We start from the raw sequence: 25625 nt of genomic DNA on the forward strand, positions 1-25625 counted from the left end.
CGTTCGGTCAACAAACTTGATTACCATTTTAATGCAGCCCTGAGCGCGGTTAACGTGGCTAAAGTTGAGCAGGGCGTTGGTCAACAACCCTTCTCGATGGCCACTATTAAGACGCTCTACCACAATCGTTTACTACTAGATCGTTTTTTTTCTATCTTACCCAAAGGCACTAAACTGGAGAAAAATGATCCTAGAGTGCGTCAACTTTATCACTTCGGCTGTATAGCCGCCTAAATATTGACTAACCATTGATTCACTCATTCATAATTAATTTAGATGTCTGCGTCAACCCGCCTTTTACCTCTACCAGATCGAAGTTTTCAGCCCCTTTCCTAAATTTAACCTTTTGCTTTTTACCGTCCTGTTCCATCCAAACGCTGTCGTTACCGAGTACGTAGGCTTTCGGGATGGTCAATACGTGCTTGTTCTGGCTGATGATGATGTTGGCTTCCACCGTGAGGCCGTAGTAGGAAGCCGGTTGCTCGCCGGTGAATTCGGCATCCACCCGAAACGACTGGTCGGTGCGGTTCAGTTTGGGGTAGATTTTACTGACCCGTGCGTTGAACACTTTGTCGGGATACACATCGGCTTTTAACACGACTGCCTGCCCAATGCGCATCCGCCCGAAATCGCTTTCGTCTACCGCCAGCTGGGCGTACAACCGGCTACCGCTGCCTACCAGCGCCAGCTGCTCACCCGGCTTGACAACTTCGCCCGGTTCCTTGTACACTTCGTATACCTTGCCATTGACAAAGCTCCGCACCCGTGTATTCTGCCCCGCCACTTCCGTACTCACCAGCTGACTACGATTATTAGCCACATCGAGCCGTATCTGGTCGCGGTTGCGCTGGAAGGTGTTGAGTTGAGCACGCAGGTTGTTGCGCGACACCGTATAGTTCAGCTCGGCCCGTTCGAGTTCGGCTTTGGATGTAGCGTTCTGGCTGTATAATTCCCGAAATCGGGTGTAGTTCACCGAGTCGTTGGCCACCCGGATACGGGCATTGCGTACCTGCGCTTCCAGTTCGGCCAGCACTGGCGAGTTGGCTCCCAGGTTGGCCCGTGCCTGTCGGTAGGCATTGGCAGCCGCCTGCTGACGGGCATCCTGTGTGGCACTTTCCAGTACAAACAGTAACTGGTTTTTATGAATGGAATCGCCCTCGTTGACCAGCCGCTCCTGTAGTATACCCGTGGCATCGGCCGTAACCGTGTATTTATTGCGCGGATACACATTGCCCGATGCATACACCGCTTCGGTCAGCTCCCGGTACGCGGGCGATGTACTATCGGTGCTTTGCCGGCAGGCCGAAAACAGCGTCAAAAATAAAAGAAGATAACGGTTCATTGTCATTATGCTTTGCTGTCACTGGTGGTCATTTACTTCGTGTCATTAGTGGTCATTCGCTTTGCTGTCATTAAATAGAAATTGTCAATGACCACTAATGACAGCGAAGCGAATGACCATTAGTTACCATTTCGGATTTGTAAAATCGTTTGGTTGATAAACACATTCGACAGTGTATTCAGAAACCGGTTCTGCGCCGTGAGCACTTCGTTGAACACGTTCAGATACTGGTCATAGGCGAATAGGCCCGACCGGTATTTTATCAACGCAATCTGCACGTTCTGGCTGCTGAGTTCGTAGTTCTGCCGGTTCACATCCAGCGACCGAACAGCCTGGTTATAGGTGTTCCGCACATCTTCCGTGTCGGTCTGCTGCTTGTTCCGTTCGTAGGCCAGTTCCGACTCGGCCAGTTTCAGTTGCAGGCGGGCGCGGGTCAGGTTGCTGGTACGAAGTCCGCCCGAATAGATAGACCAGTTGAACTGCAACCCCGCCACCCCAATCCGGTACCAGGGTTCATTGGTGTTCAGGAAGTTAATCTGCCTGCGCTGGGCCTGCTCCGTAAATCGTCCGTAGGCCGAAAGGGTAGGCCAGCGGGTGAGTCGTTCGCGTTCAAGTTGCCGTTTGGCCAGTTCGACCCGGGCTTCCCGAAGGTTTACCTGCGGGCGTTCGGTGAGCGATAGTACTACAGCCGAAACAGGGACACTGGCGGGGTGACTGGCCAGCGTTTCCGACAAAACCAGACTATCGGACGGGGCCAGGCCGAACAGTAATTTCAACTGGTTTAGATTACGGACGTATCCCAGTTCGTTTTGATAGAGTACGTCGGCGGTGGTGAGTTGCACCGACCGGATGCGGTTATATTCCAGCGGCTCAATCAGCCCTTTGTCCAGCCGGTCGCGGGCTATCTGCACCAGGGTATCGGCCGCCGACAGGTTGCGTTGGGTTATGGCAATAGCCGACCGGGTGAGCAGGGCTGCGTGGTACACACGGGCCGTTTGGGTCGAAATTTCGTCCTGCAACACCAGATTCTGAACGTCGGTGATGCGTAGGTTTTGTTCTACGATACCCAAATCGGCGTGGGCCGGGCGATTGATAATGGGAACCGTCACTTCGGCACCGGCGGCCAGTACGTAGGGTAATCCAAACTGAATGGACTGATACCCGCCCGGTGGGCCACCAAACAGTTCGGTGGGTATCAACTGGACCGGGAGTGAGTAATTGTAATCGAAGTTGGTAAAAAAGCGGGCCTGTGGCAGCAATACCGACCGGGTGGCTGTTTGTTGCTGACCCTGTACGGTGCGATTCTGGCGGGCGTTCACCAGTTCCGGGTTGTTGCGTCGGGTCAGCGCCAGGGCTTCCTGAACCGTAGCCACCACCGTTTGGGCGGAACTGGTACCAGCGCAAAACAACAAGCCGATGAGAGAAAACCGATGCATACGTCAACTGAATGGATGCTCAAAGGAAATGAAATTCAGCTAACAAAACCGACCCGTTTGCACGAAGCGGGGAAAAATAGCCGTAAAGCAACTAATTCCAGAACTGGAAAACGGGAATTCACGACACTTGCTCTGTTTTCAGTAGAAAAGAGTCAAAAGACGTTTTTAGGGTAAACACCCGGACGGATCAGCAACATAACAGGCCAGGCCAGACAAGGCTTTGTCCTGAACGTGCTGCCACTGGTGGAAAATGGAAAAGTACCTAGTTTTATTTACTAAATGACTACACGACGAACGTTTCTTAAAAATGCCGGGGGCGGCCTGACACTGGCCACCGTAAGCCCGTCCATGGTACTGGCCAGCGCTGCCGAAAAGCCCCGTGCGGCTGGTGATGACCTGTTCAAGCTGGCGTTGGCCGGGTACACCTTCCTGCATTTCAAGCTGGACCAGACGCTGGAAATGATGCGAAAAGTGGATGTGCATTACCTGTGCATCAAGGATTTCCACCTGCCAATCAAAAGTACCGCCGACGAAATTGCCGCTTTCCACGAGAAGTTGAAGCAGTCGGGCGTAACGGGTTATGGCGTGGGACCCATTTACATGAAAACCCAGCAGGCGGTTGACGACGCGTTCGACTACGCCAAGCGCGTGGGGGTAAAGCTGATTATCGGCGTGCCAAATACGGAGCTGTTGCCCTACGTGGAAAAAAAGGTGAAGGAGTACGACATGCGCTACGCCATCCACAACCACGGCCCCGATATTGAGCTGTATCCCAGTGCCAAATCGGTGTATGATGCGGTGAAGGATTTAGACCCCCGCATGGGCCTTTGTTTCGACATGGGGCACGATAAACGCTACGGCGACGACCCCATTGCCGACCTCGAAAAGTACGGCAAACGAATTTTTGATATGCACCTCAAAAACGTAACGGCCCCCACCAAAGAGGGAAAAACCTGCGAGTTGAGCCGGGGGGTCATTGACATACCAGCGTACGTGGCTATGCTGCGAAAAGTGAAGTACGATGGGCATTGCGCGCTGGAGTATGAAAAAGATATGAAAGACCCACTGGCCGGTATCGCCGAATCGGTCGGATATTTCAGGGGAGTCTGTGAAGCGACGAAACCAGGTAAACGAAAGAGTTAGGGCCGCATAAAAACGCAAAAATCAATTGATAATTAATGGAGAATTCACGCAGAGAATTTATTAAAAAAGCAGCTTTGGGTACGGCGGGGATTACCGTTGGTGGTCTGGCACCGGGCTTTTCACCAAAAAGTTACGCCAAAATAATGGGGGCCAACGAGCGGCTGAATCTGGCCATTATTGGATTGGGTCGGCGGCTGGCGGCCTATTACGACCCCATTGGCCGGAAAGACAGCAACGTGGAACTGATGTATATGTGCGACGTGATGAAAAAACAGCGCGAAGCAGCCGTGAAGAAGTTCGCCAAATACATCGACTACACGCCCAAACTGGAAAATGATGTCCGCAAAATCATTGCCGATAAAAACGTGGATGCCCTCTTCATTGCTACCCCCGACCACTGGCACGCGCCCGGCACCTGGATGGCTGCGCAGGGAGGCAAACACGTGTACGTAGAAAAACCGTGTAGCCACAACCCCCGCGAAGGGGAGATTCTGGTGGAGGTGCAGAAGAAATACGGTAAAGTGATTCAGATGGGTAACCAGCAGCGATCGGCGGTGGAGTCCATCGATATCATCAATCAGATTCATAGTGGTGTTATTGGCAAGCCTTTTAAAGCCGTGGCGTTTTATGCCAGCGCGCGGGGTGAAGTACCCCACCAGAAAAAAGCCCCCGTTCCGGATGGACTGGACTGGGAGCTATGGCAGGGACCGGCTCCGCACCGGGAGTACACCTCCGAAACCTGGGATTATAACTGGCACTGGTACGGCTGGAACTACGGAACGGCCGAAGCAGGCAACAATGCTACGCACGAACTGGACGTAGCCCGGTGGGCATTGCAAGTCGAACACCCTGAATTTGTGAGCGTTGAAGCTGCCAAACGGTACTTCCCGGAAGACGGCTGGGAGGTGTACGATACCATGGAAGCAACGTTCCGGTTTCCCGGCAACAAAATTATTCAGTGGGATGGGAATAGCCGCAATGGCTACAAAACCTTTGGCTCTGACCGGGGCACCCTGATTTACGGCACCGAAGGCACCGTGTATGTCGATCGGAATGGGTACACGCTGTTTAATCGGGAGGGTAAAAAAATCAAGGAAAGCAAATCAACCGAGGAGGAAGCGGGTACGGCCCTGGGTGGTGGTGGTGGCATGACTACCCGGCACGTCGTTAACTTCTTCGATGCCATTCGGGGAAAAGCCAAACAGGCCTCACCCATCAACGAAGGAGCTACCAGTACCCTGCTCTGCCACCTGGCAAACATCGCGTACCGCACGAACAAATCATTCGCAGTCGATACGCAAAATGGCCACATAAAAGATGCTGATGCCATGAAACTGTGGAGCCGTCAGTACGAGAAAGGCTGGGAACCGCCCAAGTTATGAGGTTGAAATGGGGAGTAGTTACAACAAAGAAGGCCGGAACCCAGGGGTTCCGGCCTTCTTTGTTGTAACTACCTGATGCTACTATAAATCGGCAACGGCCTTATTAATTTCGTCTTTGGTCTTGCCGGTTTTCTGCTGGAGCTTGCCCCACATTTCGTCTTCTTTTCCTTCTGCGTAGGTCAGATCGTCATCGGTCAGTTCGCCGTAGGCTTGTTTGATTTTACCTTTCATTTCATTCCAGCCACCTTTTGCGGTTGTCTCGTTCATTGTCGTAGTGATTATAACGTTGGATGATTTAAGTAATCGCCCTGATTACGCATATATAACTATGCCGATACGGAATTGTTTTCGGCGATATGCCGCGCAATACGGTCTGAATCTACGTTAAGGCCATAAATGACGCCCGTTAGTGGTGTTGTGTACCCCAAAAAATATAAACCCCGCTGGCTCTTTTCGTCTGACCAGAGGTTTTTCGGGAACCCTTTCTCATTCAGAATTTTCCCGGCCAGACCAGTACCCAGTACCGCTGCCAGCGCGGGTCGATAGCCCGTTGCCAGCACGATGGCATCGAAGGGTAACTCCCGTGAATCGGTGAACGTCACCGTTTTGGCGTTGATGCGTTCAATACCGGGCAGTACGGTAATATTGCCCGCTTTTATCTGTTCCAGCGTACCAACGTCGATGACGGGGATTTTGCCGCGCCGGGTGTCGTAGGAGGGGGGGTGCCGTGGTTTGCCCAGCCCGTAGGCCGACACATCGCCGATATCGATTTTCTGAGCGATACCCGCCACAAGATCGTAAAACCAGTTTGGAAATTTACTCAGAAAAATGGCCGTTGGCTGGGCGGGCCGCCCGAACACATCCCGTTTGATGATGTTGATGGGCCCCCGGACCGAAATAAAGGGTATGGCTTTATTTTCCAGTAAATCCAGTGCCAGCTCTGCCCCCGTGTTGCCCATGCCTACTACCAGTACGTTTTCGTTGCGAAACGGTGCCCCATTCCGATATTCATGGCTATGCCAGATAATACCCCGGAAATTGCGCTGACCGGGCAACTCCGGCTTGTAGGGCACGCGATTATAGCCAGTTGCAACAATGACCTGTTCGGCCGTGAAGGTATCGGTCTGGGTTTGAACCTGCCAGATTCCGTCAGCCGGGTTTTGCTGAATATGGGTAACGGTTTGATTGAACAGGGGCCTGATGCCAAACCGTTCGGCATATTGCTCCATGTATTCAACGAGTTGCAGACGCGTCACATAGGTTGGGTACTCGTCGGGGTAGGGCAGGTGCGGCAGGGCCGAGTGCTGCTTCACCGTGTGCAGGTGCAGGCGGTCGTAATGATTACGCCAGCTAAAGCCGATGTACTCACTGGCTTCGAGCACCGTAAACGGCAAACCCCGGTGGGCCAGTTGCCCGGCCATGGCCAATCCAGCCGGTCCTGCTCCAATGATAAGTGTGGTCATTTGCTTCGCGTCATTTGGTGGTTATTAGCTTCGCGTCATAATTTGTCATTCGGGGGTCATGTGCTACACGTCATTTGATTGTCATTGAATGACAATCAAATGACCATTAATGACGCTTAGCAAAGGACAAAACCTATTTTACCCGAGTCCAGGTTTGGGTCTTGCCGAAGAGGGAGATGCCTACGTAACCGCGAACGAGCAGCGTATTGGGGTCTTGCAGGGTCATTTTACAGTTGTATTCCTTACCATCTTCCGGGTTGTATATCTTGCCATCACTCCATACATTACCTCCATCGTACTGGAAATTGTACATCAACGGCATGTTGAGCAAGGGGCGCGACCGCTTGGATGGATCCGCATTTTTAGCGTCTGTCCGGGGCTTACCGGTATCGGAGTCGTTCGGTTGGCCCAGCCACACCAGTTTGCCAAAGTACGTACCTCCCTGCTTATAAATCAGAACGTGGCCTTTTTTTGTGCCGTTCAGCCAGGTACCCACTACCGCGTCAGATCCATCGGACGATACAAAGGATGTCAATCCAATAAAAAGGGCAATAATTGGCAACATACGACGCATGACTTTCATAAGTGTTTAACAGTTAAAATAAAAAGGTATTTTAACTGTACTAACGAAAACAGGGCGAAAATTAGTTTGAAAACCTATTTCTGATTTAGACGTATGGAGTGGATTCGCCTGATTTTGTTTATACTTGACTCGATAAAATGCGTATGCTGCTCCTTCATCAATTCTGATTGATTGGATCCGTACTTCCGGTCGCTTGCCGGTATAATTCAGAGAAATATGTTCAAACGTGACCTCAACCGTAGTTATCCGACCGAAACCGAGTCGAGAGTGATTATCCGTTTTCAGGACTGCGACCCGTTGCAGCACCTTAACAATGCCAAATATTTCGACTATTATTTCAATGCCCGCGAAGACCAGGTGGCCAAACTGTATGATTTCAGTCCCGGTCAGATGTTTCGGGAACTAAAAACAAGCTGGGTCGTCTATCAGCATCAGATTGCCTATATCCGGCCCGCACAGGTAAGCGAATGGGTTCGGATCATGTCGCGGCTCATTTACGTCAATGAAGACACCACCGTGACGGAATACATCATGACCGACGATGGGAAAACGCACCTTAAAAATGTGCTCTGGGTAACCTCCAAATACGTCAGCGTGGCAACCGGTAAACGCATACCGCACGACGACCTGATTATGGGCTACCTACAGGCAACCCTGGTACCTAATGTAGACTTCCCCAGCCTGAACTTCACCGACCGTATCCGCGAAATCAAAAGCCACGTGGTAACTATAAATTAATGCTGCTGGGGAGCCCGGTTCAGGTCCGAACCGGGCTCCCTCACCAATATCATCGGCAACAGGGAAAGTGATTTCGACCGGGCTAAAAGTGGTAATGGGAATGCAGACTACTGCGGGAAGTGACTATAAATCGTAGGGATTTATGCACGCCAGACCCGCGACAGGCTGAAAATCTTTCGTATTGCGGGAAATAATGGTAAAGCCATGCACCAAAGCCGTAGCTGCAATGATGGCATCGGGGAGTTTGGTTTTCTTGTGCTTTCGTAGGTCAATGGTCTGCTTTTCAACGTCCAGAGTCAATTGATGCGTTGTTGCCAAATCTAAAAAATCAGCTAGTTCGTTCGTCGCTGATTCATGACCTAATACTTCGATGCGGTTGATGACCGAAATGTGGAAATCTTCATTGATTACATTCTCTACGAAAATGCGGGCCTTTTTAGGTAATAGGCCAGCCACATATTCCAGTAATACGTTCGTATCAATCAAATACGTCTTTCCCATTCGCTACGACTGAGTTCAATATCCGCAATCATTTCTTGCGCCGTTTCTTTAGAAATGCACCCGACAAAATCCGAAGGCTTACGTCGGTCAACGTCCTGTTTCGGCTTTTCCAGCATTTTCAAGTCCTCATGTTTGGCCGCGATGGTGTTCCATTCCTCAATGGGAATCACAATGGCCGTATGCCTGCCCTGGGCATCGGAAAGATATTGTACGTTCATGATTGTACTAGTTAGGTACTGCCGGGTAATGTACCGGTAAAAATAGGGAATCCGACCCGCTAAAACCAATGGGTTTATCTGGTCGGCTGTTCGTGAGGTGCCGGGCCATATTAGTGTCGTCCCCGACAGTATGTCCGAACCCCACTTTACTTATAAACCATAAACAGACTACCTGTAGCTGGCGTATAGCTGAATCGTTTACCATTCTAAACGTAACTTAATCCATGAAGTTTACCCTCCTGTCATTTGGCCTGGTTATATCCCTGGTCCTGACCGCTTACACGAGCAAGAAGCCATTTCCGACAGCAATAAGCGGTTTGACAGAGACACCACCCGGTAAGGCTCCCAAACAACCTGTACTGGGCACCCGGTCGGTGAAGTTGATAAAATTGGGTGGTCTGTCGTTCAAAGACCTGAATCAGAACGGTAAACTCGACAACTACGAAGACTGGCGATTAACGCCTGAAGAACGTAGTAAGGATTTGCTGGGGCAGATGTCGCTGGAAGAGAAAGTTGGCTTTATGATTATCAGCACCACGCGCCTGAAAAACGACTGGTCGTTTGGAGCCCCCCAAAGTAAAGACCCGATCACCAGCGATTTCAACGAAGAGGACCTGTCGGCGAGCCAGAATATGTTTACCCGCAAACCGCTGCCCGCGCCCATCATGAATGCTGCCGGGACCACTAAAGCCGTTACGGAGTTTCACCTGCGGCACTTCATTCTGCGGGCCAATGTCAGTGCCCGGATGACCGCCGAATGGGCCAACAAACTACAGGCTCTGTGTGAAAAACAGCGGCTGGGCATTCCCGCTATTGTGGCGTCCAACCCGCGCAACCACGTTACTAATGCGGCCGCCATCGGCACGAGTGTCGGCAAAACGGCCTTCTCGGTCTGGCCCGGTGAACTGGGCCTGTCTGCCATGCGTGATCTGAAACTCACCCGCGAGTTTGCCGACATTGCCCGGCAGGAGTGGGCCGCCGTAGGGCTGCGCAAAGGCTACATGTACATGGCCGACCTATCTACCGAACCCCGCTGGCAGCGCATCGACGGCACGTTTGGTGAGAACGCCGACTGGGTGGCAAAGATGATTACGGAAGTGGTGCTGGGCTTTCAGGGTACAACTCTCAGCCCAACCTCGGTAGCCATGACGACCAAGCATTTTCCCGGTGGTGGGGCCGGAAAAGAAGGGCAGGACCCGCATTTTGAGTGGGGTAAGCAGGAGGTGTTTCCCGGAAACATGTTCGAAAACAACCTGATTCCGTTCAAAGCGGCTATCAAAGCGGGTACGTCGGCCATTATGCCGTATTATTCCATGCCCATCGGTACGGAGTACGAACCCATTGCCTACGCCTACAACCGGGCCGTCATTCACGATTTGCTGCGGGTTAAACTGGGCTTCAACGGTATTATCAATTCCGACACCGGCCCCATTGAAATGATGCCCTGGGGTGCCGAAGACCTGTCGATTCAGGAGCGTTACAAGCGTACGCTGGAAGCGGGAGTCAACCTGTACTCCGGCACGGCCGACCCCGCTAACCTGCTCGAAACGGTCAAAAAGGGGATGGTCGATATGAAATTGATTGACGATTCGGTGCTACGGTTGCTGGAAGAGAAATTTAAACTGGGCCTGTTCGAAAACCCGTATGTCGATGAGGATGCCGCCGAACGGATTGTCGGTAGTGCCAGATTTCAGGCTCGCGCCGACCTGGCTTTGCGTAAATCCGTTGTGCTCCTGCGCAATGAAGCGAAAGCGTTGCCGCTGAAAGCCGCTACGAAAATCTACTTCGAAACCTACCAGAAACGCGTTGGCGCGGAGGCTGGCCCCGGTGACGTGTATGCCACGAATGATGGGAAGTACCCCGTCACGTTCGTCAAAACACCCGAAGAAGCCGACGTTATTCTGCTATGGCTCAGGCCTTCGGGGCGGTCATTATTTGGCTCCGATGGCTCACCATTACCCCTGTCTTTATCAAAAAACGGCGTTGATGTGAATTATATCAATGCCCTGACGGCGAAAAGGCCAACCATTCTGGCCATCAACTACACCAACCCCTGGGTGATTGACGAAATCTATACCGACACGCAGAAAAAGAACATAAAAGGTATTCTGGCTACGTTTGGCACCACGACCGATGCGTTGCTGGATATCGTTACGGGTAAGTTCAAACCAACCGGCAAAATGCCTTTCACGACACCTATCTCCGAAGCAGCGGCCCAACAGCAGAAAGAAGATGTGCCGGGGTATCTGGAAGGCGACGCCTACCCGCTTTTCAAATACAACGAAGGTATGAACTTCTAAACCAACCGGCGAAGCGGCTATGACCAGTTGTCCAGCCGCTTTGCCGGTTACTAAGCCGACCCCTTACTTCACCTTATAAAACTTCGCTCCGAACAGGAAAATGACCGCGTAGCAGATAATGGGCAGGTAATACGCGTGGGCCACGTCGCTCTCGGCAACCCGACCCATCAGGAAGGGGAAAATAGCCCCGCCAACCACGCCCATCGAAATAAATGAGGAAGCCTGCTGGGTATGCGCCCCCAGATTTTTCAGGCCCAGACTAAAAATGGTGGGGAACATGATGCTGAAGAAGAAATTGAGCATCAGCAGCGCGATGAACGACGGCCAGCCGAAACTCTGGGCGATAATCAGGCACATCAGGATGTTGCAGGCCGCAAAAATGGCCAGCAGCGTGTGTGGCGCAATCACCCGCATCAGGAACGTACCCGCAAACCGACCGGCGAGCATCAGGCCCATAAACAGCACCAGGTAATTACCCGCCGTAGCATCGGGGAAACCCATTTTTTCGTGGCCGTAATTGATGAAAAAGGCCCACGTACCACCCTGCGCGGCCACATTGAAAAACTGGGCGATAACGGCCCAGACAAAGTGTTTGTGCTGAAACAGCGTTTTGCCGGGTTCCACATCCACATTAGCGGCTTCGGGGTTGGCTACTACGGCGTGTGGGTCCGTTAGGGCGGGTACCTTCACGAAGGAGAAAAGAATGGCAATGGTAGCGATAACACTGCCGATGGCAATGTAGAGCGTCTTGACGGAGGTTAAATCCGTGCTGCCTTCGGTGTTGTTGCGCAGCAGAAAATAGGAGCCGATGGCAGGCCCGATAATGGCTCCCAGCGCGTTGAAAGCCTGGGCGAAATTTATCCGCTGGTCGCTGGTGCGCTGGTCGCCGAGGGAAGCTACAAAGGGGTGAGCTACCGTTTCGAGGGTAGAAAGACCGCAACCCAGAATAAACAGCGCAATACCAAAATACGTGAAGGAAGCAGCCGCAGCCGCTGGCACGAACAGAAACGCACCCGCAGCAAACAGCGAAAGCCCAAGCAATACGCCGTTTTTGTAGCCAAATCGCTTCATGAACAGACCAGCCGGAATACCCATGACAAAATAAGCCCCGAAAATGGCAAACTGAACGAAGGCTGACTGCGTCTTGGTCAGGCTCAGCACGTGCTGAAAGTGCTTGTTCAACACATCGCCCATAGTGATGGCAATGCCCCAGAACATGAACAATGAGGTGACAAAGACGAGGGTAACCAGGTATTTGCTGTCGGTAAAAGTAGCTGGCTTCGTTTGGCCAGTTTCGGTAATTGCCTGCATTCGGTTGATTGGTTTAGGAGTGATTCGGAAATACCCGCCAGGGGTGTGCCGGATCGGTTACGTTAAATAGACGAACAAAGCCCAAAAATACTCATTGTCTTTGCCCTATCCCGCATCTGATGTCCTGAAGCTGCTTTTTCATGACAACATTTTACCAACGCAGCTGAAAGCATCACCGTGTAAATGCCCTTTTCACTCATTTATAACACTGGTCTCCCAGGGAGTGGCGATTGTGGAAAGAGGATGGTCGGTGCGTTGAGGCAATTCGGACTGTGCGCTAGTGTTGTCGATTACTTATTAACCGACAAGGGGGGGCTAAACCAGCTGAACTCCTTTTGGCTATATACATATCCGGCTGGTAAGCATTGGTCTCGTAAAAATGCATGAACTTTACTGACGATAGTAAAGTTAACACCGTTATAAAAGCTATCTTACTTTACGAATGGGCATTATCGAACGTCGGCAACGGCAGAAAACAGAAGTCAGAACCAGCATTTTGCAGGCCGCCTGGGAGGTAGTACTGACAGAAGGCTGGCAGGCGCTGTCTATTCGCAAAATAGCCGATGCCATCGAGTACAGCGCCCCCGTGATTTATACCCACTTCGAGAGTAAAGACGCCATTCTGCACGAGTTTACGAAAGAAGGTTTTCGGCTATTGACGGAAGCCATTACGCAGCAACGCGACAGCCAGACGGATGCCAGTCGGCAGTTGGAAGCCATGGCGGAGGGGTACTGGAATTTTGCCTTTGCCCACAAAGAATACTACCAGCTCATGTTCGGCCTGGGTATTCCAGCCTGCGAACAGGTGAAACGGACGGTTGAAATGAAGGAGTTTGCCGACATCGTACACGCCGTTATTCAGGAGGTGATTCGTGCGGGTAGCCAGCCATCAATAGACGCTTTCCTGAAATACCATACCTACCTGTCCATTTTGCACGGGCTGGTTTCGATACAAATGACCGGTCTGAATGAAACGGTGAATCCCTGGAGCAAATTAGTTTTGAAGGATGCTGTCAATGGGTTTATAAAAGCGTTGGACGGTTAATTTTTTTGCCTGATTCCTAACAGTGTTATAATTTATAGTGGTGTAACAGCCTGGATTTGACCTTACTGAAAAATAACGATGGACGTAGAAATCTGGAGTGATGTAATGTGTCCCTTTTGCTATATAGGCAAACGGAAATTTGAGCATGCCCTCGGGCAGTTCCCTCAGCGGGACCGGGTCAATGTGATCTGGAAAAGCTTCCAGTTGAATCCCGATCTGAAAACGGAACCGGGTAAGAATATTAACCAGTACCTGGCTGAGGTAAAAGGCTGGAGCCCGGATGAAGCCAAACAGATGAACGATCGGGTGACGGCTATGGCAAGCGAAGTGGGTCTGACCTACGATTTTGATAAGGCTATTGTGGCCAACTCTTTCGATGCCCATCGACTGATTCAACTGGCTAAGCAACACGGACTGGGCGATGCCGCCGAAGAACAACTGTTCAAAGCCTATTTCACTGAAGGTCGGGACACCTCCGACCACGCAACCCTGCTGGAACTGGGCACCGACATTGGTTTGCCGGCTGAAGCCGTTCAGCAGATGCTGCAAAGCACCGAATATGCCGATGCCGTAAACCGGGACGTGTACGAAGCCCAGCAAGTAGGCGCAAGGGGTGTTCCCTTCTTCGTGCTCGACCGCCGGTATGCGGTGTCGGGTGCGCAACAACCCGAAACCTTTTTGGGTGCCCTGAACACAGCCTGGTCGGAATGGGAAAAAGCGAACCCGGCGGTAACTAACCTATCAGCTGAAGGGCAGACCTGTACACCCGGCGAAATCTGTTAAAATCAATTAGACAAGCAATACAACCATGGAATTAATTGACGCAATGAACTGGCGGTACGCTGCCAAAAAAATGACCGGGCAACGCGTATCGCCTGAAAAAATAGATACCATCCTGGAAGCGATTCGGCTATCGGCCTCATCGGTAGGGCTGCAACCCTATACGGTGCTGGTGATTGATAATCACGAACTGAAAGGCAAAATCCACGAACAGGCCTGCCCGCAGCCACAAATTGTAGAAGGGTCGCATGTATTGGTTTTTGCTTCCTGGACAGGACTTGGAACCACCCAGGTTGATGAATACATCAAATTGATTGCCGACACGCGGGGTGTTACGGTTGAATCCCTGACCCCCTTTGCTGATTCAATCAGGGGGAATCTGTTGAGCAGAACAGTGGAAGAGCGGGACAACTGGGCCGCCCGTCAGGCCTATATTGCTCTGGGGACTGCTATGGTCGCTGCTGCTACGGAGCAGGTAGACGCTACCCCGATGGAAGGGTTCAATGCCGAATCGCTCGATGCGCTGCTGGACTTACCGGCAAAAGGGTTACACAGTGTTGCCTTACTGGCAGTGGGTTACCGGGATGCGGAGAAGGATTTTCTGGCGAGTGCCCCCAAAGTACGACGCGCCCGTAAAGACTTGTTCATCGAACTGGCGTAAGGGCGCCAGCTTAGTGTAAAACAGAATGCCCACTGAGGAATCAGTGGGCATTCTGTTTTTAGTGGTAGTCAGTTATTGAAAAATTAACGTGGTAAAGTATATAAATTGCTGATTATAACACTACAGGGCCCTTTAGGCTTTGCAGGCTCGCTTACTTACACGCTGACGTTGTTCCATTTGGCAACTTTCCGTTTAGCTGCGTTTCTGTTTATCAAAATACTGCCGCATAAACAGCATCTGGTAGTTAATGGCGTTGGTCCAGTACGCCCAGTTGTGGGCACCGGGGCGGGTAATGTAGTCGTGGGCAATATTACGCTCCAGCATCTTTTCGTGCAGGTTATTATTGACCCGGAAAAAGAAATCCTCGGTGCCGCAGTCGATAATCAGCGACAGGGCGCCGGGTGTGAGCAGATGCAGCAGGTTGATGACCGTGTTCTGCTCCCAGCGTTCGGGAAACAGGGCGTAGGTGCCCAGTCGTTTGGCCATATCCCAGTTGTTGGGAAACGGCCGGATATCGACCCCGCCACTCATACTGCCTGCCGCGCCAAACGTGTTCTGGTGCCGGAAAGCCAGGTATAATGCCCCGTGTCCGCCCATACTCAGGCCCGTAATGGCGCGACCGGTGCGGTCTTTGATGGTTTTGTAATGACTGTCGACCCAGTCGACCAGTTCGCTGGCTACGTAGGTTTCATACCTGAACGCCGGATCGACCGGGCTGTCGAAATACCAGCTTCCGAAGTTGCCGTCCGCGCAAACGATGATCATCTGATACGTATCCGCCAACTGACTGACCCCCGGTGCCTTTTTGACCCAGTCGCTGTAGTTACCGCTATAGCCGTGGAGCAGGTATAGCACTGGCAGCGCCTGACCAACTGTATACGAATCCGGCGTGATGACTACGGCTTTTATCGTCTTGTTCATCGACGCGCTGGTAGTGGTTACCGTGTCGACTTTAGCTGCCTGACCGAACTGGCTATAGAGTAGTAGGAGGCCCGTTGAGACCAGTAAACGAAGTGTATTCACAAATTTTTTTTGGTAAAAGTACATTGATTTACGCCAGGTTTTTTTCGATTCTATACGGAGGTACGCGCTGGACAACGCTTGCTTTACCTTTTTTCTGATGTACCGATGAGATAGAGCCAATTCGTAAAAATAGACTCAATGCATTCAGGAAACATCGGTGGAGGAAATCAACAGCGTGGCTATTCCGCTGATGAGTACGGGGGCCGCGAAGCAGAGGAAACTCAATGACATGGAGAAGCCCGCACCGATCAGCACCCCCCCGATGAGCGGCCCGACAATGGCCCCTACCCGGCCCAGCCCCATGGCCCAGCCAACCCCCGTGGCCCGAATTTGGGTTGGATACAGCCGGGCGGCCACCGCATACATACCCACAAAACCGCCCTGAACGCCGAAACCGATCATGCCCAGGATCACCAGTGTCCAGAAAGACCCGCTCACAAAGCCAAACCCAACCATCAGAGCCGCCGTGCCAATCAGAAAGCCGCAAATGGTTCGGCGCAACCCAAGCCGGCCCGACAGGTAACCCTGCGTAAGAATACCCACAAAAGCGCCCACATTGAAGATTGTACCGGAATAGATGGCCAGTTCGAGTGATAGACCTGTGTTGGACGCTAATTTCGGAATCCAGCTTGTGAGAAAATAGAGGGTGGCAAAAACCATGAACAGGGCCGTCCAGAGCCAGAAAGTGGGTATACGCTGCGGACCAGACAACAGCTTGTTGATGGACGATTTAGCTTGCTGATCGACTATTAACACGGGCAGGACAGTCAGCGTGGGCTGCCTGAGTTGACGCAGAATACGATTGGCCCGGAACAGGGCATTGGCAGGCTGTGCTTTCAGTAAAAAATCGAGCGATTCGGCCAGTAGGATCAGGATAAACGGGAGGGTGAGCAGCGTGATACACCCCGCCACCAGAAAAACGGCCCGCCAGCCGGATTCGGCAATGAGCGTGGCCGAGGCCAGCCCCGATAGCACAGCCCCGACGGGGTAACCCGAGATAACGAGACTAACCCAGAAATCTTTCGTTTTCTTCGGGGCATACTCGGCCATAATGGTAGCGGTACTGGCCAGCATACCGCCAATGCCCAGTCCGCTGATCAGGCGCATGAACCCCAGCATCTCAACCGATTGTACGAGCGATGTAGCCGCGATACTCACGCCCATTATGCCGGCGCAACCCACAATCATGGCGCGTCGGCCAATGCGGTCGGCAATGGGGGACAGGCCCATACCACCAATGGCCATACCCAGTAAACCCGCGCTGAAAACGATACCAAACTGCGGGGCGGCCACACCCCACTCGGCTCCGATGGAGGTGGCCGTGTACGAGATGATCATCACGTCCATGCCATCGAGCATGTTCATGAGGAAACAGATGAAAACGACCGCGTACTGAAGGGGCGTCAGGCGGATTGATTCAACCGGGCTGGTTAGGGGGGCGGTGGTCATGGAAGTTATTGGTTGTGCTGTTCGTCCAGCAATAAAAGCACAGTAGCCCAATTTTCTATGCAGCGAACGCTGGTCATAGGCGAATCAGCGACACGCTTATGAACACATTGGGTATGCACTCGGGACGTTATTCATGGAAGATGAACAGCACCAAAACCTACCGATATACGGCCGTTTATTTCTCTTTTCGCCGGTTTTTAGCCTATAGTTTCCCGCCAGATCAGGATAAGGCGTAGATGGCATACACCAGCAGTGAACCCAGCCCCAGCAGTACTAACCCGGCTACGCGCCGTTTTTTGAGAAATAGTAGTAAAATCAGGCCTGTAAGGGAGATCAGCGTCATGAAAATAGCCGACCCATCAATCACCCATGACCAGTTACTGCCGGTGTCCCGCCCCTTATGTAGGTCGTTCAAAACGGCCACAACGCCCATCCTGGTTTCGGAAAGCTTATAGGCGCCGGTTTCCCGATCCACAAACGCATCCGCCGAGTAACCCGGCCCCCGAAACGAAATGGAGCACTCCCGGTCGTCGATCCGGAAATCACTGACCGGGCCTTTTATGCCGTGCGCGGTGCGCAGATGCTCCACAATACCCAGTTTGTTAATGGTCGCCGTGTCGGTAGGATTGACCCAGCCGGGGGCGACATTCCCTTTGTAATCCGTCGTAACGGACTCGTCGCCGAACCAGTCGGCGTGGTTCAGCGTCAGGCCCGTAACGGCGAAGAAAAGGACGATTACAAAACTCGCCATCGACAGGTAGATGTGCAGCCACCGCGCCACTGCTGATACCGAACGACGCCAGGCCGGTGTGCTTTTGAGTGGGCGGGCGCTGGTGAGCCGGTTGTATTCAGCGACCGACTCCCGCTTTGCGGTAGTCCAGGGCTGCGTTCGCGATTTCGACATTGCCGTTGAGCGTTTGTTGTTTGAATTTACCGTTAAAGTCCATTGTCTGTTCCATAAACTGGTGGGTACCGTGCTCGCGGGCCGCTTCGATGCAGACGGTGTATTTTCCCTGCTTCACGTACTGACCCTGGTCATTTTTGCCATCCCACTTCAGCGTATAACTCCCCGGCGACCGGGTGGCACTGGCAAGGCTGGTGGCATCAAATGAGCTGTTCTGCTGCGTATTGTTCCAGTCACGGAGTTCACGCAGCCAGCGGGGTTTGTTGTACCAGAGGGCTATCTGACGAACCGGAACGTGTTTTTCATCCTCAATCCAGACCGCCACAAACGGCCGGTGCGACCGCCCCTCTATCTGGCTTAACTCCAGCGAAATCAGCAGCTCCTGATCCGCGTTCCACAGTTTATCTTTCAGCGGAGATATCGTCATGAGCCGGACCGTTGTGACTGGATTGCTGGCCCAGGCAGGAACGGAAGACGCGGCATTCGATACGGGTTGAACGAGTTGGCCCCAGCCGGGACTGGTGAATTGCTGCCCCTCGCGGGTAACGATGAGGTAGTCGGTACCGGGCAAAGTAGCTGCCAGTTGCACGCTGTCGGCAGGTGTCAGCACATTGAACGCCGTAGCCAAAGCACCAGCCGTTGAGGCATCAGGATGCACGACGGTGGCACTGATGACCTCGTAGGCGGGGTTACCCGTTCGCGGGTCTACGATGTGCGATTGCCAGACACCATCCACCAGCACACCGCGCCGATAGTTGCCACTGGTAGCCACAGCCCGGTCCTGAATAGTTAGCCATGCCAGTGGTTTTTCATTTTCGGCATCCGCACGCGGATTGGCAATGGCAACGGATTCCGTCCGGTTGCCCCGCACCACCAGATCACCACCGATGTTTACTACCACGCCGGCCACACCCGGTACGGCTAATGCCCGGTTGGCCGCCTGATCCATGATGTAGCTCTTGGCGAAGGTGTGCAGGCGTAAGGGCGTATCTGTCAGGTGGCTTGCCGTTTGCGCTTCTAAATCCAGGAGCCAGTGCTGTTGCTGTACGGCCGAAACAGCGTCAGTCCGGTCGCTCTCCGAAGGCACCGTTTCCGACCGGGCCGCCCGCTGCCAAAGCTGGTTGATGGCTTCGGCGGCTGCGTTGATGACACCTCCCGTTTGCGCCCGCCAGTGGTCGAACCCGGCAAGAACGGCCAGCAAATCGGTGGAAACGGGAATGGCCTCGCCCGATGTAGCGACCCACAGGCTGAATTCGCTATCGGGCTGGTAACTGCTCAAAATAGCGCTCAGTCGACTGATTTCGGCCAGCGCAGCTGTTTCGGCTTGCCGGGCTACATCGTAGGATGGGGCCATCACCTTCAAATCGAAGGAAGTGCCCAGGACGTTTTCCAGATGGGAAATAAAGAGGCCATTGGCCTCAGTAGTGGCCGCAGCGGGCAGGGCGGGTAAGGCCAGGGCCAGCGGAATAAGGGTTGAAGTCAGGTTGTTCATGTTGACACAATTTTACTGGGTTCATTTGATTCAGGTAGATTAAAATAGTGGAAGTTGGTCAACGAAATGTTTTAATCTGGCCTTTCTCTTCGTCAGCACCACATAAGGGGTGGGTGTCTGGGTATAATCTTCCTGGGCAATACAAAATTGCCACCAGGTAGCCGCACCTGAAAAAAAATCGGATTCAATGCCGGGTTTTCCCGGTCAGACAAACCGTTTCGCCGGACGAATGCCGGAAATAGCGAATAATCACTGAGTGGATATAAGGCCTGTCTACAGTCAACGGTGGGATTGACTCAGGTTGCGTTTTATTGATCGCTAAGCAGCGATTGAGTCGGACACTGTCAACCTGGCTTTCGGGTCATTGTGAATTTCCGATGGAACAGTTTGATGCCTTTATATACCAGTACTGTTACCGTCTGTGGGTCATTCATGGTCACCTCAACGCTCAGGTTGATACCCGTTTTGGGGTGGATCAATTCACCGCCCGTCCAGACCTCTCCATTGTACGTCAGATTCCGAATGAGTGTGGCGTCTTTAACGAGTCCAAAATTTTCTTCCCCTGCCTGGTCAACCTCGTTAACGCGGGCAAAGTAGCGATTCTCGATCCGGTAAATAGTAACGCTGGACCCTTTGGTAGGAAACAGCCAATGCCCCAGCAACTGGTCGGCTGGCTGATCGGCTGTTGCTCCCAGCATGAACATCGGTAGCAGTACAGCCCAAAGCAGGCTTCGGTATATAAACAGTTTCATTGGTCCTTCAGTAGGTTGGAATCAGTCGGCAGGTCGGTTATAGGCGCTCCTGATTCGGTTAAACACGTACTGGAATAACAGCCCACGAAGCCTCTGGTTCACATGTAACTAAAATAACGCCTGTTTAGGATGGAATGAAAAACACGGTCGTCCTCCAAACTTTGGACCCGGGCGGGCTATGAGTTGCCCAAGTGATTAGTCAGAATGCTGCTATGTTTACGGATTTGGCCATGGTAGCTGATCACGGTCGTAACCGGTTATCCAGCCGAACAGAGCGCTGGATTATAACCCTGACCTGTGCAAAAGCTGGGTGTTCGGGATGTAGCAACAGGTTGAATGATTCGTTCATAATGACCGACGGTACGGCAACGGCCAGACAAAACGGGGCTACCAGCCAGTCGGCCAGGGTAGTCTGCGTTTCGGCTAGAGTACCCGACTTCCAGTAGGAAGGTAATTGATTTGGGGCAATCCAGAAAATCGTTTCCGGTTCGTCGGGTAGCTGTATCGTACTGAGCCAGCAGTGTGTACCCATCGTGCCGAATCAGCACATCGGCAGCCGATTGGTCGGGAAGGATGAAGTCGACCAGTTTCTCAAACTCAAAACCGGGATTACCCGGTTGGGCATTCACCCAAAAGGGTACGAATACAAACAGGAAAAGTTTTTTTTCATCGACTCAGGAATGGTTTGGGGTTGTACAAGTGCGGAAAAATTACATCTGATAAATAGAGTTTTTAGCTGTAATTGATTGAATAGTAGGGTTTTAATGGGGTTTTGGTCTAGTATGGGCGATTTTGGTCTGTTCGGCGGGAGGGGGTAACTTTCCCTTCATGAGCCTTTAACGGAAATTAAAATCCCTGTTCCCGGCGTTTAGGGTCGGTGGCTTTTGGGTATAATTGAGGGCTGGGGCGGAAGCTGTTCTAATGACCCTGTCTCTATCAGGAAAATCAGTGACTTATCTGTCCCCGACACTTTACCAGCGTATTATGAAGACCATTCTGCTACAACTTATTTACCTGTCAGGAGTATTACTGTTTCTTAGTCATTGCCAGTCGGCCACCTCGACGGGTAGTATTCCGACTCAAACGCCCCCACTTTCTACAACGATCGTCAGCAATATAACCACGGTGGTAGCTACTCAGGCCGGGTACATGGCTAACGATATTGCCCTGGATACTACCCTGTTTGGTGGGCCACTGCGGGTGGGAACGATGGATGACCCAACGCTTACAGAAGCCTCCGGGCTGGCCCCCAGCACAAAAAATCCGGGTTATCTGTGGATGGAAGAGGATTCGGGCAATCCGAACGAGATTCAGCTGCTGGATAAACAGGGCCACATTGCCGGTCGGTTTACGCTGATCGGGATGGAAAACCGCGACTGGGAGGATATTGTGGTGGGGCCGGGACCGGTGGCCGGGCAATCGTACGTATACGTCTGCGAGATTGGCGATAACCGTCTCCGGCATCCCGTCAAAGTGATATACCGGTTTCCCGAACCCAGTCTGGCGGGCAAAACGCTCCCGGTCAATGAAGCCGTAGTGGCTATTGATGCGATTTCGCTTCAGTTGCCCGACGGTCCCAAAAATGCCGAAGCAGTCCTGCTCGACCCTGCCACGCTGGACCTGTATGTGCTCTCGAAAGATGACCGCACGTCGGTTTACCGGGCCGCTTATCCGCAATCACTCACTCAGCCAACTTTAATGAAACGGCAGCTGGATATTCTGTTCGAACAGGTTACCTCAGCGGGTATATCGCCCGATGGCACCGAAATCCTGATTCGTACGTACGGGGAACTTTACTACTACAAACGCCGGGCGGGCGAATCGATTGTCGATGCCCTCAAACGAAGCCCCCGGCTGGTGCCGGTGGCCAGAGAACCGCAGGGCGAAGCCGTGGGCTGGGCAGCCGACGGTTCGGGATATTACACGACCTCCGAGAAGCCCAATGCTACTCTCCAGGCCATTTACTGGTACCCACGCCGTTAGCTGGTTTGTAAGCATCCTGAGTTATCAGGGTGAACTTTGGCTTCCTTGTGAAATATGGAAACAGGGCAAATAGCCGCCACCCTATTTGGGTTTTTAACCCTGTGGCCTGACTTTAGCCGTTTCAGAATTGCCTATTTAACCCCACAATTCCTGAAAATGCCATTTTAGATGTTTCAAAAGGCTGAAGTCAAGTTTATGACTTCAGCGAGTCAATCCGTTCTTTTATCGCTTCCTTGATTTTGGCAAAGTTGTCGGCAGAGAGCAGGTCTTTTGTGTCTGCGTTTAGGTCATGGAGAATCTCAAAGAGGTCGCCTATTTTGGAATAAGTAGATGTTAATCGTTCATGCTCTACTTTTTCCTTGGCAGTAGTTTCATGCAGGAATTCCCCCATGTACTCGTCGGCCGCTTTTTTAGCTTCACGCCAATGTTGTCGATATTCAGTTCGCTTAGGGCCAGTCAATGCCAAATTGAGTGATTCAACCCTGATTGGAAATATCTTTTCTATAAGTATGTCTCTCTCAAATTTACAGTCTCGGTATGCTTTATACATTTCAAACATACAGTATGGCGATTTGAGGTATTTATCGCTTATCGCAACAATCAGCAAATTACCCTTTCCAATCCGTTTCATGAAGTCCGAGATAGACTTTCTGTAGCCCAAATTTTTCTTGTCCTGTACCACCCGGTAGCCGTCTTTCTTCAGGCTTTCATATAGGTCATTAACAATCTTTTCACGGCTTTCGCCAGTTTCGTGTTCGTCGCCCCAGGCGTAGGAGAAGAATATTTCGGGTGTATTTATGTCCGGTATTGTTGACATTGTGGGTATTATTGCTGGGGGTTCGACAGGGTCAATAATGGGTATTTCCTCTTTAATCGGCTCTTTGCCAATGAGGTAGGCAAAGCCTTTTACAGGGACTTTGTTGCCCTGCTTCGATTTGATCCTGGCATCTTCATTATCGTTCAGCCAGTCGGCTAACTCACCAATCTCAACGAAATCCGGTTCATTGACCGATAGTTCAATGTCATTTTTTTGACCGCTCAGGGTCCAGAGTGTATTGAAAAAAGCCCGCGCTCTGGCTTTTGCACCGGGGCCATCCACGATCTGTACGGTAATCTGCCGTTTATCAAAGTGACACTCGGCGATTACACGCTCGCTGGCTTTGCGGCCCAAAACGATGCCGTATTTCCAGTACACGTTTTCGGCCAGATTGCCATAGGCAACCATAAAACGCATGAATACGCTTTTGGGAATGAACCGGGGATAATGGAGCGTAAAACGAATGGACGTTTCGGGCCGGAGTTGGGCCAGTGCTTTTTGGTCGTGGTATTTATCGGGTAAATACTGCGGGGCAATGTACTCGTCCGGGCAGTTGGGCTTCTCAAAAATCAGCTCGAACCGGTCCTTTTTCATCAGATCCAGAAACCGGTCCGTCAGTTCAGCTAGCCCTTTTTTACGCAGTACCTGTTCCACATCACTACGGCTGAATTCTCCCTTGTTCTCGTCTTTTTCCCGAATGTCGTAGCTCAGAATATCATAAATAGTGTCGGTAACCCACTGTGGATTCAGGAAAACGGTGTCCCTCAGTTGATCGTCGTTTGCGTAATACAAGATAGTGCTGGCGGCTCCGCTCAGGTAAGTAAGTAACCCCGACATTTCGATTGCCGGGTCGAAACTGAGGGTAGCCGCAGTGACTGTCTGTTGGCAGAACACCTCAAACTGGGTGCGAGTCATCCAGCGCTGGTTTTCGGGCAACTGCCGGATTTTATTCCGAATGGCCACCCAACCCTTACCCAATTTATACCCGGCGGCATTCGTCTCCAGCGTATGAATCAGGTTCGTTTTAAAAGCCTGGAAGGCAGTCCATGCGGGGCTATTCGCGTCGTTCTGAAATTTGTTGGCCTGATACACACTGACATGGTAATCGGGGGAATGAACATTATAAACAGGCTTGAAGCAATCGACTGGTGCCGGCTCAGCTTCGCGCTCATGTTGCTCATTTTCTTCCTGGCCTCGTTGCTGTACCAATGTTTTATTCTGCACCAGCAATATGGGGCTGTTGGGCGCATAATAGCGGATGCTATCCAACCAGTAGCTATAGGGAAAATGCTCCAACGATAGACGATAGAATTTTCCCGACAGATGAATATTGGTAGGTAAAATCTGCTCGGTATTGGTGTTGGCTTCCCAAACGACTACATACACGGCGTGGTCGTCCAGAAACAGGCGGTGGGTAGCGTGGTAGTACTCCTGCCCCCCAAAATCCCAGATGTTGGTCTGTAAACGTCTGTCGGGTATTGGCCAGCGGGTTAGGGCAATACCGTGAGTAGAATTCTGGCTCTTTTCGTAGTAACCTTCCTGTATAAAGCGCATGAGCGACGTTTTACCCGCTGTGGTATTGCCCACCACAATTAGCTTCACTTCATCATTCTGAATACTTTCCTGCGCTATTGAAGCAAAGTAACCCCGTATGTCCAACAACGCATTATTATATTCTCCATCAAAAAGTTCTTTTGGTATGTTTTCGATAGGGTTATCATGCAGGTGTAATGTATGCAGGAAGGGCCAGGCGTATAAAAATTGTTCCGGGAAACTGGTGATCTGATTATTTTTCAGGTCAAGAGTTTGGAGCTGGGTCAGTTTCTCCAGAAACTGGATATCAGTAATTTGGTTGTTTTTCAGGTCAAGGGTTTGGAGTTGGGGCAGTTTCTTCAGAAACTGGATATCAATGATCTGGTTATTTCTCAGGTCAAGGGTTCGGAGCTGGGTCAGCTTCTCCAGAAACTGGATATTAATGATCTGATTGTTTCTCAGGTCAAGGATTCGGAGCTGGGTCAGCTTCTCAAGAGACCTATAATCATTAATCTGGTTGTAACTCAGGTCAAGACTTTGGAGTTGGGGCAGCTTCTGCAGAAACTGAATATCAATGATTTGGTTGTTCCTTAGGTCAAGAGTTTGGAGTTGGGTCAGTTTCTCCAGAAAACTATGATCTGTAATCTGGTCAGCAATTTCTAATTTGGGTTTTGCTGTTTGATTTGGTAGTTTGTGTTCATGCGTCAAACCTACCAACAATTACAGCAAGCCATCAGTTTGGATACCGAAATGATCACGTTGCGTAGCT

At 51.6% G+C, this 25625-nt stretch carries 24 protein-coding genes; 9 read left to right on the forward strand and 15 right to left on the reverse strand.

What is annotated here, in order from left to right; genetic code table 11:
- On the forward strand, positions 1 to 234 hold a 234-nt coding region (locus tag B157_RS39205), incomplete at its 5' end, for a hypothetical protein (RefSeq protein ID WP_020606997.1).
- Between the two features lie 19 nt (positions 235 to 253).
- Here B157_RS39205 and B157_RS0132365 read toward each other — a convergent pair.
- Both B157_RS0132365 and B157_RS0132370 read right to left on the reverse strand, forming a co-directional pair.
- Positions 254 to 1342 (reverse strand): efflux RND transporter periplasmic adaptor subunit, encoded by a 1089-nt coding sequence (locus B157_RS0132365; protein WP_020607446.1) that lies wholly within the window; start codon positions 1340 to 1342, stop codon positions 254 to 256.
- Positions 1343 to 1461: 119 nt separating this feature from the next.
- Complete coding sequence (locus B157_RS0132370) at positions 1462 to 2778, reverse strand: TolC family protein (RefSeq protein WP_020607447.1); 1317 nt, start codon at positions 2776 to 2778, stop codon at positions 1462 to 1464.
- Positions 2779 to 3057: 279 nt separating this feature from the next.
- On the opposite strand from B157_RS0132370, the gene B157_RS0132380 reads away from it, so the two are divergent.
- Positions 3058 to 3921 carry a sugar phosphate isomerase/epimerase family protein gene (locus B157_RS0132380; RefSeq protein WP_020607449.1) on the forward strand — a complete coding sequence of 288 codons (864 nt, stop codon included), beginning with the start codon at positions 3058 to 3060 and terminating at the stop codon, positions 3919 to 3921.
- A gap of 35 nt (positions 3922 to 3956) precedes the next feature.
- Positions 3957 to 5303, forward strand: a complete 1347-nt coding sequence (locus B157_RS0132385; protein ID WP_020607450.1) for a Gfo/Idh/MocA family protein — start codon at positions 3957 to 3959, stop codon at positions 5301 to 5303.
- A gap of 81 nt (positions 5304 to 5384) precedes the next feature.
- Here the strand turns inward: B157_RS0132385 and B157_RS0132390 are convergent, their stop codons facing one another.
- The 3 genes from B157_RS0132390 to B157_RS0132400 all read right to left on the reverse strand — a co-directional run bounded on the left by B157_RS0132390 (position 5385) and on the right by B157_RS0132400 (position 7349).
- Positions 5385 to 5570, reverse strand: coding sequence for a CsbD family protein (locus B157_RS0132390; protein WP_020607451.1), 186 nt, complete (start codon positions 5568 to 5570; stop codon positions 5385 to 5387).
- A 59-nt stretch (positions 5571 to 5629) separates the two neighbouring features.
- Positions 5630 to 6766 (reverse strand): flavin-containing monooxygenase, encoded by a 1137-nt coding sequence (locus B157_RS0132395; protein ID WP_020607452.1) that lies wholly within the window; start codon positions 6764 to 6766, stop codon positions 5630 to 5632.
- A 133-nt stretch (positions 6767 to 6899) separates the two neighbouring features.
- Positions 6900 to 7349 (reverse strand): DUF2147 domain-containing protein, encoded by a 450-nt coding sequence (locus B157_RS0132400; protein ID WP_026309108.1) that lies wholly within the window; start codon positions 7347 to 7349, stop codon positions 6900 to 6902.
- Between the two features lie 216 nt (positions 7350 to 7565).
- Here B157_RS0132400 and B157_RS0132405 point away from each other — a divergent pair, with 216 nt between their 5' ends.
- The gene (locus B157_RS0132405; protein ID WP_020607454.1) at positions 7566 to 8087 is read left to right on the forward strand and encodes an acyl-CoA thioesterase; all 522 of its coding nucleotides are present in this window, start codon (positions 7566 to 7568) and stop codon (positions 8085 to 8087) included.
- A gap of 123 nt (positions 8088 to 8210) precedes the next feature.
- Here B157_RS0132405 and B157_RS0132410 read toward each other — a convergent pair whose 3' ends face one another.
- Positions 8211 to 8588: a type II toxin-antitoxin system VapC family toxin gene (locus B157_RS0132410; RefSeq protein WP_020607455.1), complete on the reverse strand. Its 378-nt coding sequence runs from the start codon at positions 8586 to 8588 to the stop codon at positions 8211 to 8213.
- Positions 8570 to 8806, reverse strand: a complete 237-nt coding sequence (locus tag B157_RS36515) for a hypothetical protein (RefSeq protein ID WP_041952400.1) — start codon at positions 8804 to 8806, stop codon at positions 8570 to 8572. The genes B157_RS0132410 and B157_RS36515 overlap by 19 nt, the downstream gene beginning before the upstream one ends.
- A gap of 224 nt (positions 8807 to 9030) precedes the next feature.
- Here B157_RS36515 and B157_RS0132420 point away from each other — a divergent pair, with 224 nt between their 5' ends.
- A complete protein-coding gene (locus B157_RS0132420) occupies positions 9031 to 11106 on the forward strand; it encodes a glycoside hydrolase family 3 protein (protein ID WP_020607457.1) in 2076 nt (691 codons plus the stop codon).
- A 63-nt stretch (positions 11107 to 11169) separates the two neighbouring features.
- Here the strand turns inward: B157_RS0132420 and fucP are convergent, their stop codons facing one another.
- Positions 11170 to 12417: an L-fucose:H+ symporter permease gene (gene fucP, locus B157_RS0132425; protein ID WP_020607458.1), complete on the reverse strand. Its 1248-nt coding sequence runs from the start codon at positions 12415 to 12417 to the stop codon at positions 11170 to 11172.
- A gap of 442 nt (positions 12418 to 12859) precedes the next feature.
- Here fucP and B157_RS0132430 point away from each other — a divergent pair, with 442 nt between their 5' ends.
- From B157_RS0132430 to B157_RS0132440, 3 genes are all read left to right on the forward strand, one after another.
- Complete coding sequence (locus tag B157_RS0132430) at positions 12860 to 13462, forward strand: TetR/AcrR family transcriptional regulator (RefSeq protein WP_020607459.1); 603 nt, start codon at positions 12860 to 12862, stop codon at positions 13460 to 13462.
- Between the two features lie 78 nt (positions 13463 to 13540).
- Positions 13541 to 14245, forward strand: coding sequence for a DsbA family oxidoreductase (locus tag B157_RS0132435; RefSeq protein WP_020607460.1), 705 nt, complete (start codon positions 13541 to 13543; stop codon positions 14243 to 14245).
- Between the two features lie 25 nt (positions 14246 to 14270).
- Entirely contained in the window at positions 14271 to 14903 is a 633-nt protein-coding gene (locus B157_RS0132440) for an NAD(P)H-dependent oxidoreductase (protein ID WP_026309109.1), read from the forward strand.
- Positions 14904 to 15095: 192 nt separating this feature from the next.
- Here B157_RS0132440 and B157_RS0132445 read toward each other — a convergent pair whose 3' ends face one another.
- From B157_RS0132445 to B157_RS36520, 6 genes are all read right to left on the reverse strand, one after another.
- Positions 15096 to 15950: an alpha/beta hydrolase gene (locus tag B157_RS0132445; RefSeq protein WP_020607462.1), complete on the reverse strand. Its 855-nt coding sequence runs from the start codon at positions 15948 to 15950 to the stop codon at positions 15096 to 15098.
- A gap of 120 nt (positions 15951 to 16070) precedes the next feature.
- Positions 16071 to 17375 carry an MFS transporter gene (locus B157_RS0132450; RefSeq protein ID WP_020607463.1) on the reverse strand — a complete coding sequence of 435 codons (1305 nt, stop codon included), beginning with the start codon at positions 17373 to 17375 and terminating at the stop codon, positions 16071 to 16073.
- A 220-nt stretch (positions 17376 to 17595) separates the two neighbouring features.
- Positions 17596 to 18279, reverse strand: coding sequence for a PepSY-associated TM helix domain-containing protein (locus B157_RS0132455; RefSeq protein WP_020607464.1), 684 nt, complete (start codon positions 18277 to 18279; stop codon positions 17596 to 17598).
- Positions 18224 to 19771, reverse strand: a complete 1548-nt coding sequence (locus tag B157_RS0132460) for a DUF2271 domain-containing protein (RefSeq protein WP_020607465.1) — start codon at positions 19769 to 19771, stop codon at positions 18224 to 18226. Before B157_RS0132460 ends, B157_RS0132455 begins: the two co-directional genes overlap by 56 nt.
- A 344-nt stretch (positions 19772 to 20115) precedes the next feature.
- Positions 20116 to 20523, reverse strand: a complete 408-nt coding sequence (locus B157_RS0132465) for a DUF2147 domain-containing protein (protein ID WP_020607466.1) — start codon at positions 20521 to 20523, stop codon at positions 20116 to 20118.
- Positions 20524 to 20764: 241 nt separating this feature from the next.
- Complete coding sequence (locus B157_RS36520) at positions 20765 to 21055, reverse strand: RES family NAD+ phosphorylase (RefSeq protein ID WP_020607467.1); 291 nt, start codon at positions 21053 to 21055, stop codon at positions 20765 to 20767.
- A gap of 452 nt (positions 21056 to 21507) precedes the next feature.
- Between B157_RS36520 and B157_RS0132480 the strand changes: the two genes are divergently transcribed.
- The gene (locus B157_RS0132480; RefSeq protein WP_020607469.1) at positions 21508 to 22506 is read left to right on the forward strand and encodes a hypothetical protein; all 999 of its coding nucleotides are present in this window, start codon (positions 21508 to 21510) and stop codon (positions 22504 to 22506) included.
- Positions 22507 to 22699: 193 nt separating this feature from the next.
- Here B157_RS0132480 and B157_RS0132485 read toward each other — a convergent pair whose 3' ends face one another.
- Positions 22700 to 25564 (reverse strand): leucine-rich repeat domain-containing protein, encoded by a 2865-nt coding sequence (locus tag B157_RS0132485; protein WP_020607470.1) that lies wholly within the window; start codon positions 25562 to 25564, stop codon positions 22700 to 22702.
- Positions 25565 to 25625 lie beyond the last annotated feature (61 nt).

It is taken from the genome of Spirosoma spitsbergense DSM 19989, assembly GCF_000374085.1.
In the GTDB taxonomy this organism is placed as follows: Bacteria; Bacteroidota; Bacteroidia; order Cytophagales; family Spirosomataceae; genus Spirosoma; species Spirosoma spitsbergense.